We start from the raw sequence: 13,464 nt of genomic DNA, 5'->3' as shown, positions 1-13,464 counted from the left end.
CCGCCCTGAGTTGCCAACTGCGCAAATACCTCTTGTCCCAAGCGGTGCAGCGTCTTGGGTGTTTCTTCGGTCAGGCAGATGACAGGGGGCAAGCCCCACAAGTCACGCCTCGCGGCTCAGGGGCGCACCGTGATCGGACAGACAGGCAGAATGATCCCCCAACACCTGTAGCACACGGCACTCCGCCACAGTATTCCTGCGACACTGATCCAACATGCGTTCCAGTTCAACGCGCAGGGCCTCAAGCCGCGCGATCCGCTGCTCCACCTCTTGCAGCTGGCGATGCGCGATTTCATCGACCTGCGCACAGGGGCGCGCCGGGTTATCCGACAGATCGAGCAACTCGCGGATCGCATCAAGGGTAAAGCCAAGCTGGCGCGCGTGACGGATGAAAGACAGGCGATCAAGCGCCGCATCGTTATAGCGCCGTCGCCCACCACTTGAGCGCTCCGGTGCCTGCATCAGGCCGATCTGTTCGTAATAGCGGATCGTCTGCACCTTTGTACCGGTGCGTTTGGACAGGGTGCCGATGGGGTACATGGATGCTTTCTCCTGAGCAGAAAACAAATTTGCGGTTCCGGGAAAATACCTCTTGAAGCTATAGTTACTAGAGGTCGTATATCAGGGTCAAGAAACGGAGGCCCCATGTCCGATCCGGCACCACATACCCGATCCAGCGGCGACCCCACCGGGTTCATCCTGCCCGTCGACACTGCAAGCGGTGACGCAACCGGCTGCGGGTCTGCGGCCACGACCAAGTGCTGCGGCGGTGCGGTTGCCGCAGCGCACGCCCCGCTGTGGCGGCGCATCGACTGGATGCTCTGGGGGTCGGGCGGGCTGATCCTTGCGGCCTATGTGGCGGGGTTTTTCCTGTCCCATGAAGCGCCCTTTGGCCTGGGCGTTTTCACCCATGGCGTGCAGGACATGATGAACCTGATGTGGTGGGGCATCCTTGTGGGGATGGTCGCTGTCGGGTTGATTGACCGGGTGCCGCGCCAGTTCGTGATCGGGATCATCGGGCGCGATCAGGGCGCCAAAAGTCTTGTGCGCGCGGTGCTGGGCGGGGTGCTGCTTGATCTGTGCAACCACGATGTGCTGATGGTGGGGGCCAAGCTTTATGAGCGCGGTGCCAGCCTCGGACAGGTCTTTGCCTTTCTGATCGCAAGCCCGTGGAATTCCCTGTCGCTGACGATCATCATCGGCGCGCTGATGGGCTGGGGTTGGATGTTCCTGTTCCTCGGGGCCTCGCTGGTCATCGCTTTGCTGACGGGACTGGCCGTCGAAGCGCTGGAGCGCGCAGGCCGCGTCAGACCCAACCCCAACCGCATCGACCTACCGGCTGATTTCCATGTCTGGCGCGAGGCAAAAGCGGGCCTGAAGGCGACCCGCTATGACATGGCTTTTGTGCGCGATGTGGCGCAGCGGTCCGTCAGCGCCAGCAAGATGGTGCTGCGGTGGTTGTTCTTTGGGATCGTGCTGGCCGCATTGATACAGGCAACTGTCCCGACCGAGACGTTCCAGACATGGTTCGGCGCGACCCTGCTGGGCCTCTTTACCACCCTGCTCGCCGCCACGATCATTGAGGTCTGCTCCGAAGGGTCCGTTCCCATCGCCGCAGACCTGATGACCCGCGCCGCCGCACCGGGCAACGCGTTCACCTTTCTGATGGCGGGTGTCGCGACCGATTACACCGAGGTCCTGATCCTGCGCGAAGTCACCGGGCGCCTCAGGGCGGCGCTGCTGTTGCCTCTGCTCACCGTACCGCAGGTGCTGCTGATCGGCTGGGCGCTCAACACGGCGGGTTGAACCGGAACTGTCAGGCGGTCGCATCACCGTCTCAATAGCTGATGCGACACTAGCCCTCCCTTCCCTCATGAGGACGTTCAGACATGACAGATTATTTTCCGGAATCATTCCTGACTAATTTTATCAGAATGGGTTGCCTTTCTGTCGGGGTGCTGTAATTGAGTAAAACAGTAGGGATTAAACTGGGAGTTTCCAATGACCACCAAGACTTCACTCTTTGCCTTGGCAATCGCCATGACTGCAACGAGCGCGATCGCTGAGGGCGAGCTCAATCTGTATTCGTCGCGGCACTATGATACCGACGAACGCCTCTATTCGGAGTTCACCGAGGCAACGGGCATCACCGTCAACCGCATTGAGGGCAAAGCGGACGAGCTTATCGCCAGAATGGAGGCCGAGGGGTCGAATTCGCCGGTCGATGTGTTTCTCACCGTAGACACCGTGCGCATCACACGCGCGAAAGACATGGGCCTGCTGCAGTCTGTGGACAGCGAGGTTCTCGAAGCAAAAGTGCCCGCCTATTTGCAGGATGATGACAATCAGTGGTTTGCCTTCTCGCAGCGCGCGCGCATCCTGTTTTACGACAAGAACGACGTCACGAACCCGCCTGCAACCTACCAGGATCTGGCAAAGCCCGAATACGAGGGTCAGATCTGCATCCGTTCTTCGTCAAACGTATACACACAGAACATCGTCGCCGCCCTCGTGGCACACCTTGGTGAAGAGGCCACAGGCGAATGGGCCAAGGCGGTTGTGGGCAACTTCGCGCGCGCTCCGCAGGGGGGTGACACTGACCAGCTGCGCGGTATCGTATCAGGCGAATGCGACATTGCGATGTCCAACACCTATTACTTCTCGCGCGCGCTGCGCAAAGACGTTTCCGGTCTGTCGGACAGCACGGATATGATCGGCTGGGTCTTCCCGAACCAGAACGATATCGGCGCACACATGAACATTTCCGGTGGCGGTGTTGCTGTGAATGCACCCAACAAGGACAATGCCGTCAAGTTCCTTGAATACCTCGCATCCGAGCAGGCGCAGCAGTATTTCTCAGCTGGCAACGATGAGTATCCCGCCGTTCCCGGCGTCAGCCTTGCGCCATCGGTCGCAGCTTTGGGCATCTTCCGTCCCGATGCGATTGCCCTGTCGGATATTGCGGAAAACATCGACGCCGCACAGCGGATCCTGGCAGAAGCCGGCTGGGAATAAAGCCAGCCCCATCGAGCATCAAGGCGCGCCCCTCGTGGCGCGCCTTTTCGCGTTTCAGGCCCGCGCCTGCCGCCACTCACTGATCTGCGCACATAGGATGATGACCGGGATCAGACCTATGCCTGCGATCATCAGGCTGGGCACCGCTGCACCTTCCAGACGCTCATCCGAGGCCAATCGAAAGGCATGTACCGCAAGGGTGTCATAATTGAATGGGCGCAAGATCAACGTGGCAGGCAGTTCCTTTACCGTATCAACGAAGACAATCAACATCGCGGTCAGGATACTTGGGCGCAGAACTGACAGGTGGATGTCGCGCACGGTGCCCCAGGCGGTACGCCCCAAAACCCGCGAGGCCGCATCCACATTCGGCGTGACAGTTGCAAGGCCGCTGTCATAAGCCCCGATGGCTGCCGCGAGAAAACGGATCATATAGGCCGCGATCATCAGCCAGATCGAGCCCGAGATCAAAAGGCCGGTCGAGATGCCAAAGGACGCCTCCATCTGCGCATCGAGCCAATTGTCGAAGTTCGCGAAAGGCACCAGAAGGCCAATGGCGATGACTCCGCCCGGCACGGCATATCCAAGCCGACCAATAAACAGCGAGGCCAGCGCGCTGCGCCCCGGCGACACCCGGTTGAACGTGCCCAGCAGGATCGCTGCGAAAACCGTCACGACGGCGGCGATACTGGCCAGCGTCAGCGTGCTTTGGATAAAGCGCATGTACCGGGGGCTGAAAATATCCTGCTCAGAGCGCAAACCCATCAGGATCAGGGTGATGACAGGTACGATGACCCCCAGCAATACCGGCACCGCACAGGCGCATTGTGCCGCAAAAGCGCGATGCCCCGTCAGGGTGAAGCGCACAAATGGTTCCTGTCGCCCCTTGGATGCAAAGGCCGCAGACCCCCGGTTCATATACTCCAGAATCGCAACAAGCAGCGCGAAGGCCAAAAGGCCAAGCGCCAGTTGCGCAGCAGCCCCCCGATCACCCAGCCCGAACCAACTGGTGTAGATACCGGTCGCAAATGTCTGGACGCTGAAATGCGCCACGGTGCCAAAATCCGCAATCGTCTCCATCACCACCAGAAGCGTGCCCGCCGCGATGGCGGGGCGCGCCATGGGCAGAGACACCCGTAAAAAGGCCTTGAGCGGAGAGGACCCCAGCGAGCGCGCTGCGTAAAAGGGGGTCGCCGCCTGCATCCGGAACGCTGCGCGCGTCAGCAGATACACGTAAGGATAAAGCACGAGCGTCAGCATCAGCGCGGCACCGCCCAGTGATCTGATCTCGGGGAACCAATAGTCTCGCGGCCCCCACCCCATCAGGTTGCGCAGCGTGGTTTGCACGATGCCCGGATGATCAAGGATATCGGTATAGGCATAGGCCAGCACATAGGCGGGAAAGGCGAGCGGCACGACCAGCGCGATCTCAAAGAATCGCCTGCCCCGGAATTCGGATGTCACAACCAGCCATGCGGTTGTCGCCCCGATGACAATGCTGCCGACGGCCACAAGAACGACCAGCACGAGCGTCGTCCATGTGTACCGCCAAAGGACCGTGTCCGCGAGTTGCCCCAGCGTGTCGAAAGAGCTGAATGCCGCAGCCGCGATGACCCCGATGATCGGCAACAGGCAAATTGCCGCCACAAACAAGGCGATGCCAGTGATAATATGCTTGTCCATTTTTCGAAGCCCGACCGCAGAGTGTTTCGTTTCACGCCTGTGTATCGCGGAAGATTGCCAGATTATAGGCCTGATTGTTTTTGTCGGGATTGACAATTCTGACTAATTCTATCAACAATAGGTCATTGAGTCTCAGCCACCCCGTTTCGGGCAGCCCGGACATCCTCACATCGCAGGAGAGACCTCATGGGCAAGAACCGCTTGGATCGACCAATGGACACGAAACAGCCTTCAGACAAACCGTGCTGGAACGAAGTGTTGGCCACCGTGCTGACAGATATTTTCCCGACCGATCAAAACATCGAATTCGTTTTTGATCGGCTGGAGCGTGCGTCATGAATGCCATGACCGATGTGCCGAACCCGTCCTCAACCACCATCACACCGCAAATGGACACCTATGATGCGCGCGAGCTGATCAAGAACGGCGTGCAGGCCTGTGTCGTGCTGGATGGTCAAACCTATTACATGCGCATCACGCGCGCCGGCAAATTGATTTTGACCAAATGATGCCGCAACACAGTGAACGCGGCGCAGCCGCCGTTGCCGTGCTGAGCAACATGGATCCCTGGGAAGCCAACCTGGTTCTGAACCTGCGACTCTGGTGCGAGGGATCATCCGGACAATCGCAGGTCTGGAATGAATACCGCAAGGCCCTGCCCGGTGAACATGCAACCCATGAATGCCATGCGTTCGAGACGCTGGTGCACACCATTGTCTCTTCGGCGCATCGCCCGTTGGTGCGCCATCAGGTAGGGTGTTCCTGCGTTGGCGCGGATGAAGCGGTCTTTGTCAACCTGGTCCGGATGGCATCAGAGGGGCATCTGAACGATGCAGCGCTTGTGGCGACCCTCTTGATGGGGCCGGCGCGGGCCGAACATGTGGCGCTGCTTGCCGGACAGGTCGGCGCCTGTGCCCGCAAGATGAGCCGTCAATCCATACAACCCATACCGCAGACGGCGCAAAACGTTGTCCGCCTGCATTAATCTGACTGAACAAGGGATAAAGCCAACAATGAAACGTATACTAACGACAACGCTGGGCAGCGCGCTATTGGCGGCCACCCCTGCGCTTGCGGATAAAGCCGCAGTCCTCGACAACTACGCGGACATCGCGCTCGCGAAATACGAGGATAGCCTGACAACCGCGCAGGCCCTGCAATCCGCCGTCGATACGCTGATCGCCACGCCGTCTGCCGAAGCCTTGCAGGCCGCGAAAGAGGCATGGATCAGGGCGCGTGTCCCCTATCAGCAGAGCGAAGTCTATCGTTTCGGCAATGCCATCGTCGATGACTGGGAAGGCAAGGTAAATGCCTGGCCGCTCGATGAAGGACTGATTGATTACGTCGATGCGTCCTATGGCGGTGCCACGGATGCAAATGAATATGCAGTCTTGAACGTGATTGCCAATCCGTCCTTCACGCTGTCCGGCGAGACACTGGATGCGACGCAGATCACACCGGCCCTGCTGGAAGGGGCGTTGCATGAGGCCGACGCGGTCGAATCAAATGTGGCGACCGGTTATCACGCCATTGAATTTCTTTTGTGGGGTCAGGACCTGAATGGCCATGGCCCCGGTGCAGGCAATCGTCCATGGACCGATTACGCGGTCGGGGAGGCCTGCACGGGCGGGAACTGCGACCGCCGCGGCGACTATCTGTCGGCAGCGACCGAGCTGCTGGTGTCCGATCTGGAGTGGATGGTCGCGCAATGGCAGGACGGCGGGGCAGCCCGCACCCAACTCATCGCAGACGAAAACGCAGGGATTTCCGCAATCCTGACAGGAATGGGGTCGCTTTCCTATGGCGAGCAGGCCGGAGAGCGGATGAAACTGGGCCTGATGCTCAACGACCCCGAAGAAGAGCATGATTGCTTTGCGGACAACACCCACAACAGCCATTTCTACGATGCGATGGGCATTCGCAACGTTTATCTCGGCAGCTACACGCGCATTGATGGCACCATCGTTTCCGGCCCGTCCCTGTCGTCACTGGTTGCCGCCGCAGACGCAGGTGTGGACGCGGAACTGACAGCGAAACTCAACACGACGATGCTTGAGATGTCGGAAATGAAAACCGCTGCCGAGGCTGGGTTCGCCTATGACATGATGCTGGAACGCGGAAATGCCGCTGGCGAGGCCCTGATCATGGGCGCGGTTGACGCATTGGTGGAGCAAACCCGGTCCATTGAACGTGCGGTGGCCGCCCTTGGCGTTGATCAGATCGAATTCGAAAGGCTCTGACAGCCTCGATAATCCGAACGCTGTTTTTCAGTAAACCACCCCTTGACCCCAGCCACGACCGGGCCGACGATGCCCGGTCAACTTCGCGAGGTATATCATGAGCAAAACACCAAGCCCCTGCATTGACGTCTGTAAATTCAAGCGCGAAGGTCATTGTATCGGCTGTTCGATGACCAAGACGCAGAAATCGCTGTTCAAGCAACTCAAGAAAGACAAACACCGCGAGGCATTTGTCGAGATGCTTGTCGGTCAGCAGTCACTTATGGGGAAATACAGGCACTGGAAGCCGAAGTACCTGCGCAAGTGCCTCAAGAAAAAGGTCAAGCCGATCGCCGCAGTACGGGACGTGGCCTGACCTTTTTGGGTGCCATCGCCCGTCAGGGCGATACGCGTTATGAAATCTGCGCCCGGGTCGTTATGCCAGATGCGAGCGCAGGAACCACGCGAATTTTTCATGCTCCTGACCACGGGCAATGCACAGGTCTTCGGTCAGCGTGTCGCCGTGTTCCGCCGCAATCGCCCCGGCACCGGCAAGCGTGGCGGCAAGCGTTTCCTGCGCCTCCTGCATCACCTTGATCATCTCTTTGTCAGAGGCTTTGCCGTCATGCTCTTTGATCTTCGAGCGTTTGATCATACCCGCCAGAGTGCCTTCCGCATGGGCGTCGAGCGCCTTGATACGCTCCGCAAGGTCGTCCTGCGCAACGAAATGGTCTTCGTAGATCTTCTGAAACAGATCGTGCAGCGGGCCAAAGGCCATACCTGTCACGTTCCAGTGAAAATTCTGCGCGAGCATCGTCGCGACGGCGGTCTCCGCCACGGATTGGTTCAACGCTTCGGCGATGGCGGAACGCGCATCGGTCGCAAGCGCAACGGCTGTCTGAGTCATCCCTTGCTCCTTTTTTGATTTTTCAATGTGCTGGCTGGCATTTCGCGTAGCTTGCAGGGCCTTAACTTAGGCAAGCTTAACACAAAGGCAAGGGTTTTTTAGAATTATTCTAAAAGCGTTAAAACCGTTCCGTGATCCAATGAACCAGAAAGGTGATCAACCTGCGGTGCTCCCGCGCGATTCGTGATTGAACCAGGAAATGAACGCTGGCGCGATCTTCACGCGCACTGGCGAGGCAAAGTTGTATCAACCAGCTTTCGTCAAATGTCATCTCCGTGACGCCGGGGGCATAAAGCCGCGCAGGCTTGCCGAGCGCCTGGTTGAGGCAGCGCATCAACGCTTCGGCATGAGCCTGCTGCGTCTTGTCATGCTCCGTATGTAGCAGCGCGCAGGCCTCGAACAAATCCGTATGCGGCTTTGCCCGACAGTTCATTGCGACAAATCGCAGGTAATTGAGAAACCCCAGCGCCTCGGGCTCCAGTTTTTGTTCAGGGGCGGCAGTCGCCCATTTGTCACAACTTAAAGGCAACACTTCGCGGGAAACTCCTTGGGTCGGCATGAGAATCTACTCGCATTTCATAATTCCTGAGTATAATGATAGGGAATGCATCTTTATACAAGCCTAACTCTGACTCTTTTACTTTGCTTTGCGTCGCATCAGGTTGATGCAGATCAAGTTCTGCATGATTTACACCTGCCGATCACGCCGCGAACGGCAGACGAAACGGCCAGAATTGCCGTAATCACGCAACCCACAACCCATTTCACGGCCCCCGAGCAATTCGAAACGAATCAAGCGGGTGCAGCCACCGTGCGCCCCCGCGATACGACACATGCCTTCAGTCAGCCGTCCGGTAACATCAGTTTCGAAAAGGAACTTGATTTCAAGGTTGGCAACGGGCTGTTCAAAAAGCTCTGGGTGTCTTCGCCCTCCTCGACATTGGCATCGGACGGATTGGGGCCGCTCTACAACGCGCGCTCCTGCCAGCGCTGCCACCTGAAGGACGGGCGTGGCCACCCACCCAAAGGCCCCGGCGACAGCGCCGTGTCGATGTTGCTGCGCGTTTCGATCCCCGGTGGCACACCACCAAAGGCGATTTCGGATTATCTGGCCACCCAGCCGGATCCGAACTATGGCGAGCAGATACAGGATTTTTCCGTCGCCGGGCACGCCAGCGAAGGCCAGATCGCCATCACCTATACCGAGACTGAGATTGCCCTGTCCGATGGAGAAACCGCGCGCCTGCGGGCGCCGAGATATGCGATCACGGAACCGGGCTATGGCCCGTTGCATCCGGATATCATGGTGTCTCCCCGCATTGCCCCACAGATGATCGGGTTGGGGCTTCTGGATGCGATACCGGCCGCCGATATTCTGGCCCTTGCCGATCCGGATGACGCGGATGGTGATGGTATTTCCGGGCGTGCACAAATCGTCATGTCACGCGCGCACGGCGTGCCGATGCTGGGCCGGTTCGGGCTCAAAGCGGGTCAACCCTCAGTGCTTGAACAATCTGCGGCGGCCTTCCTCGGGGATATCGGTATTTCCTCAACGCTGTTTCCGGACGGTCACGGCGAATGCACGGATGCGCAAGAGGCGTGTCGCGCAGCCCCCGATGGCAATACGCCAGCACATGACAATGCCGAGATCAGCGATGAAGGCTTGGCGCTTGTTGCTTTTTACGCCTCGAACCTCGGCGTACCCGCACGCCGGAATGTGGATGACCCCGAGGTTCTGCGCGGCAAACAAGTGTTCTACGAGACCGGGTGCATCGCCTGCCATACGCCGAAATTCGTCACGCATCGCATCGAAGGCCAGCCCGAACAGAGCTTTCAGCTGATCTGGCCCTATACGGATATGTTGCTGCATGACATGGGTCCGGACCTTGCAGACAACCGCCCCGAAGCACGCGCAACCGGGCGTGAATGGCGCACCCCGCCGCTTTGGGGGATTGGCCTGACCGAAACCGTTTCCGGCCATACCTATTTCCTGCATGACGGTCGCGCGCGCTCCCTGCTGGAGGCCGTGCTCTGGCATGGCGGCGAAGCGGAACCGCACAAACAGCGGGTCATCGACATGCCGTCAGCCGACCGCGCCGCCCTGATCAAATTCCTCGAGAGTCTTTAGCAATATGCGGCTCGCCCTCGTTTTAGCCTGTATTGCCGTGCCCGCCGTTGCGGATGTGAGCAGCGCGATCACTGACCATATTCTGCCCGGTCACGCCCGGCTTGTCGAAGCGACAGAGGATTTGTCGGCCACCGCATTGGCAGATTGCACCCCGGATGCGGTGCGGCCCGCGTTTGCGACAGCCTATGATGCCTGGGTGTCCATTTCCCATATCCAGTTCGGTCCGGTTGAGGATCAGGGCACATGGCTCGCCATGGCGTTCTGGCCCGACCCGAAAGACCGCACAGGCAAAGCGCTGGCCCGGTTGTTCGCGGCACAGGACCCCATCGTTGATGATGCGGCGCGTTTTGGCGAAGTTTCCGTCGCCGCACAGGGGTTCACGGCTCTTGAACGCCTGCTTTTTGAACCACAGGATGATCCGGCCTATGCCTGCCGTCTGACGCGGGCAATCGCCACGGGGCTTGCGCAGAAATCGACTGCCCTTGATCAGGCATGGCCCGCCTACGCAGAGCTGATGCAATCCGCCGGTACCGAGGGAAATACGCGCTATCAATCCGTTCAGGAAACACAGCGCGCACTATATACAGCCCTTTCAACCGGGCTGGAATTTCTGCATGATCAACGGCTTGGGCGGCCCCTCGGAAGTTACGACCGCCCCCGCCCCTTGCGCGCGGAAGCGCGCCGGTCCGAACGCGCCCTGCGCCACATCATCCTGTCGCTGACCGCGCTGGAGGACCTCGCCCCGCATGTGGGTGCTGCGGACCTTGTGCAAACCCGCAGCGCGTTCGCCGAGGCGCACAGCCGCGCCGATCGGCTCGATGATCCGGCCCTTGCCGGCGTCGCAGACCCTGCATCACGGTTCCGGATCGAGGCGCTTCAGCAATCGGTGCGCACGCTACAGGTCGCCGTGATCGACGAAATCGGGACGCCCCTTGGTATATCGGCTGGCTTCAACGCGCTGGACGGGGATTGAACGTGACGTCGCGCCGCCAATTCATGGCCGGCATGGCGCTTGCCTCCGTCGCGCCGTCACTGACATGGGCAGCGGTCGGCAATCCCGTGGCCCTGACCGCCGCCATGGACAGGGATGGCGCTTTCCTGATCGTCGGCTTGACCGCTGCGGGCGAAATTGCATTCAGACAACCGCTGCCCGCGCGCGGGCATGCCGCCGCCGCACATCCGCATCTTGCCGAAGCCGTCGCAATCGCCCGCAGGCCCGGCACCTTCGCGAAGGTTGTCGATTGTGCAACGGGCGCGATACGCCAGACCATCGCAACACCCAACAACCGACATTTCTATGGGCATGCGACGTTTTCGCTGGATGGCAGGCTGCTTTACACCACCGAACAGGACATCGTTTCCGGTCAGGGACGCATCGGCGTCTGGGCGCGTTCTGATGGGTACAAACGCGTTGATGAATTCCCGTCCGGCGGGATCGGGCCGCATGAAATCCTGACATTGGCGTCCGGCGATCTGGCCGTTGCCAATGGCGGCATTCGCACGCATCCGGAAACAGGTCGTGCAAAGCTCAACCTAGACACAATGCGGCCAAATCTATCCATACTGTCGCCGACGGGTAAGCTGATCGACGTCGCGCCGGTGCCCGCCGACACCCATCACAATTCCCTGCGCCACATCGCAGCGACGATGGATGGAACAATCGTTTGCGGGTTTCAATGGCAAGGTGATCCATTTGCAGCACCCCCTCTTGTCGCCTTCTACAAAGGGTCAGGAGAGCTTGTGCCTGCGCAGTTCAGCGATGGCGCGACGCACGGTCTTGATGGCTATATCGGGAGCGTTTGCACGCTTGGCCACACAGGTTTTGCAGCATCCGCCCCACGCGGTGGGCGCGTTCTGATCTTTGATGAAACGGGGACGCAAACCGGCACGCACCGCGCAACAGATGTCTGTGGGCTGACCAGTTTTGCACAAGGGGGCAGCCTTGCCACCGATGGGTTCGGGAATGTGTTCGACCTTGCGTGGCAAGACATGCGGCTCAAGCGCGCCCACGGACTGGCCTTTGACAACCACCTTGTTTCGCTTTCACATGGCTTTTCGAGTTCAACCTGAAGCATGGCATATCACTTTTCGCGTTCGACCGCAGGAAGAGGCAGCGAACACGTGATCCAACATCAACTCGAAACGCTTTGGCACGGGACGTTATTGCAAAAGCTGCGCCCCGCTCGGTGACGCCTCAAGCGTCAGAACCCGATCCGCCAGACGCTCTGCCTCGCGGGCGTCGTGGGTGACAAAAACCGTCGCCGGTTTATGCGTCGCAATCAGCGATTCGGTCAGGCGCAACATGCTCTCGGCGGTTTTCTGATCAAGCGAGACGAAGGGTTCATCCATGATCAGCACATCCGGCGCACCGGCAAAGGCACGGGCCAGCGACAATCGGCGCTGTTGGCCCAGCGACAGTTGCCCGGGGAACAGCGTGTCTTTGCCCGCAAGGCCGACCCGTTCGAGACTGGCGCGGGCGTCCTCAACGCTGAGGTCCGGATGCGGGATCAAAAGGTTATCCAGAACCGAACGCCACAGCAGCAAGGTCGGTTCCTGAAATACAATGGCCTGCGACACAGAGCTTTTGATCGTCCCGTCGAATTTCTGATCAATCCCCGCCAAAATGCGCAGCAAGGTCGATTTGCCGATCCCGGAGGGCCCGACCAGCGCCAGTGTTTCACCACGGGCAACATCAAAGTCTATCTGACCCAGAACGGGTTTGTCCCCATAGACCTTGGATCTGATACTGACGCTGATCATGCGCTGCGCCAGCGCGCCACATGACGCTCGAACGGTTGCAGGAAAATCCACTCCACCAGCAGCATCACAGTGATGAAGGAGAACGCGTAAACCAGCACCATCGCAACATCGAAGAGCTGGAAATAGAGGTGGATCTGAAACCCGATCCCCGACGAGCGGCCCAGAAACTCGACCACCAGAACGATCTTCCAGATCACCGCAAGACCCGAGCGCGAGGCAGCAGCGACAAAGGGGGCAAGCTGCGGAAAGACGATGTGGCGCATGCGGGTCCACCACGACATCCGATAGACTTTGCCGAGCGCGTCAAGATCCGGGTCGAGCGCGCGCGCACCTTCGCGGATGACAACGGCCACATTGGGCACCTTGTTCAATGTGACGGCAGTGATGGCCGCCGCCTCTGTCAGGCCGATCCAAAGATAACACAGCACAATCAGAACAAGCGCGGGCAGATTCAGGAAGACGACAAGCCACGGATCAAGCCAGCGGTTGACCGCAGCCGACCGCCCCATGATCAGACCCAGAATGGTGCCCAGCGACATCGCCAGCGCAAAGGCCCAGATGACCCGCACGATCGTCGCGCTCAGATGCGTCCACAACTCGCCCGAGGCCAATTCCTGACGCAGAGGTGGCAGAAGTTGCCACGGCGTTGGCAGGATTTGCGCATCCTGTGTCAGCATCGCAGCGACCACCCACATGCCCAGTAACCCGGCCAGTGACAGAAAAGGAGTGAGCCGCGCGCTGTGCATCACCGC

The 13,464-nt window shown here is 59.5% G+C and carries 15 protein-coding genes and 1 pseudogene; 10 read left to right on the top strand and 6 right to left on the bottom strand.

Features of this window, described 5'->3' with window-relative positions; genetic code table 11:
• Positions 1 to 102: 102 nt before the first annotated feature.
• Complete coding sequence (locus tag RD1_RS04225; RefSeq protein WP_011567208.1) at positions 103 to 540, bottom strand: MerR family transcriptional regulator; 438 nt, start codon at positions 538 to 540, stop codon at positions 103 to 105.
• A 105-nt stretch (positions 541 to 645) separates the two neighbouring features.
• On the opposite strand from RD1_RS04225, the gene RD1_RS04220 reads away from it, so the two are divergent.
• Together RD1_RS04220 and RD1_RS04215 are read left to right on the top strand one after the other, a co-directional pair.
• Entirely contained in the window at positions 646 to 1,806 is a 1,161-nt protein-coding gene (locus RD1_RS04220; protein ID WP_081432916.1) for a permease, read from the top strand.
• A gap of 195 nt (positions 1,807 to 2,001) precedes the next feature.
• The gene (locus RD1_RS04215; RefSeq protein WP_011567206.1) at positions 2,002 to 3,015 is read left to right on the top strand and encodes a Fe(3+) ABC transporter substrate-binding protein; all 1,014 of its coding nucleotides are present in this window, start codon (positions 2,002 to 2,004) and stop codon (positions 3,013 to 3,015) included.
• Between the two features lie 54 nt (positions 3,016 to 3,069).
• Here RD1_RS04215 and RD1_RS04210 read toward each other — a convergent pair whose 3' ends face one another.
• Positions 3,070 to 4,698: an ABC transporter permease gene (locus tag RD1_RS04210; RefSeq protein WP_011567205.1), complete on the bottom strand. Its 1,629-nt coding sequence runs from the start codon at positions 4,696 to 4,698 to the stop codon at positions 3,070 to 3,072.
• Between the two features lie 186 nt (positions 4,699 to 4,884).
• Between RD1_RS04210 and RD1_RS21125 the strand changes: the two genes are divergently transcribed.
• From RD1_RS21125 to RD1_RS04190, 5 genes and pseudogenes are all read left to right on the top strand, one after another.
• Complete coding sequence (locus RD1_RS21125; RefSeq protein WP_011567204.1) at positions 4,885 to 5,037, top strand: hypothetical protein; 153 nt, start codon at positions 4,885 to 4,887, stop codon at positions 5,035 to 5,037.
• Positions 5,038 to 5,042: 5 nt separating this feature from the next.
• Positions 5,043 to 5,207, top strand: coding sequence for a hemin uptake protein HemP (gene hemP / locus RD1_RS04205; RefSeq protein ID WP_245897358.1), 165 nt, complete (start codon positions 5,043 to 5,045; stop codon positions 5,205 to 5,207).
• A complete protein-coding gene (locus tag RD1_RS04200) occupies positions 5,204 to 5,683 on the top strand; it encodes a hypothetical protein (protein WP_011567202.1) in 480 nt (159 codons plus the stop codon). The genes hemP and RD1_RS04200 overlap by 4 nt, the downstream gene beginning before the upstream one ends.
• 28 nt (positions 5,684 to 5,711) lie before the next feature.
• Positions 5,712 to 6,972: pseudogene (locus tag RD1_RS04195) on the top strand (imelysin family protein).
• A 63-nt stretch (positions 6,973 to 7,035) separates the two neighbouring features.
• Entirely contained in the window at positions 7,036 to 7,293 is a 258-nt protein-coding gene (locus RD1_RS04190; protein ID WP_011567200.1) for a DUF1289 domain-containing protein, read from the top strand.
• Positions 7,294 to 7,353: 60 nt separating this feature from the next.
• Here RD1_RS04190 and RD1_RS04185 read toward each other — a convergent pair whose 3' ends face one another.
• Complete coding sequence (locus RD1_RS04185) at positions 7,354 to 7,824, bottom strand: Dps family protein (protein ID WP_011567199.1); 471 nt, start codon at positions 7,822 to 7,824, stop codon at positions 7,354 to 7,356.
• 118 nt (positions 7,825 to 7,942) lie between these two features.
• Positions 7,943 to 8,356: a hypothetical protein gene (locus RD1_RS04180; RefSeq protein WP_105880385.1), complete on the bottom strand. Its 414-nt coding sequence runs from the start codon at positions 8,354 to 8,356 to the stop codon at positions 7,943 to 7,945.
• A 72-nt stretch (positions 8,357 to 8,428) separates the two neighbouring features.
• Between RD1_RS04180 and RD1_RS04175 the strand changes: the two genes are divergently transcribed.
• The 3 genes from RD1_RS04175 to RD1_RS04165 are packed head-to-tail and all read left to right on the top strand — an operon-like array spanning position 8,429 to position 12,022.
• Positions 8,429 to 9,952 carry a di-heme oxidoredictase family protein gene (locus tag RD1_RS04175; RefSeq protein WP_011567197.1) on the top strand — a complete coding sequence of 508 codons (1,524 nt, stop codon included), beginning with the start codon at positions 8,429 to 8,431 and terminating at the stop codon, positions 9,950 to 9,952.
• Between the two features lie 4 nt (positions 9,953 to 9,956).
• Positions 9,957 to 10,925, top strand: coding sequence for an imelysin family protein (locus RD1_RS04170; RefSeq protein WP_011567196.1), 969 nt, complete (start codon positions 9,957 to 9,959; stop codon positions 10,923 to 10,925).
• Between the two features lie 2 nt (positions 10,926 to 10,927).
• On the top strand, positions 10,928 to 12,022 hold the full coding sequence (locus tag RD1_RS04165) for a DUF1513 domain-containing protein (protein WP_011567195.1): 1,095 nt from the start codon (positions 10,928 to 10,930) through the stop codon (positions 12,020 to 12,022).
• A gap of 90 nt (positions 12,023 to 12,112) precedes the next feature.
• Here RD1_RS04165 and RD1_RS04160 read toward each other — a convergent pair whose 3' ends face one another.
• Entirely contained in the window at positions 12,113 to 12,712 is a 600-nt protein-coding gene (locus tag RD1_RS04160) for an ABC transporter ATP-binding protein (RefSeq protein WP_011567194.1), read from the bottom strand.
• Positions 12,709 to 13,458 (bottom strand): ABC transporter permease, encoded by a 750-nt coding sequence (locus RD1_RS04155; protein WP_044032936.1) that lies wholly within the window; start codon positions 13,456 to 13,458, stop codon positions 12,709 to 12,711. The genes RD1_RS04160 and RD1_RS04155 overlap by 4 nt, the downstream gene beginning before the upstream one ends.
• Positions 13,459 to 13,464 lie beyond the last annotated feature (6 nt).

Origin of the sequence: Roseobacter denitrificans OCh 114, from assembly GCF_000014045.1 — a bacterium.
GTDB classification, from domain to species: Bacteria; Pseudomonadota; Alphaproteobacteria; order Rhodobacterales; family Rhodobacteraceae; genus Roseobacter; species Roseobacter denitrificans.
This window is presented reverse-complemented; position numbering and strand designations above follow the sequence as displayed.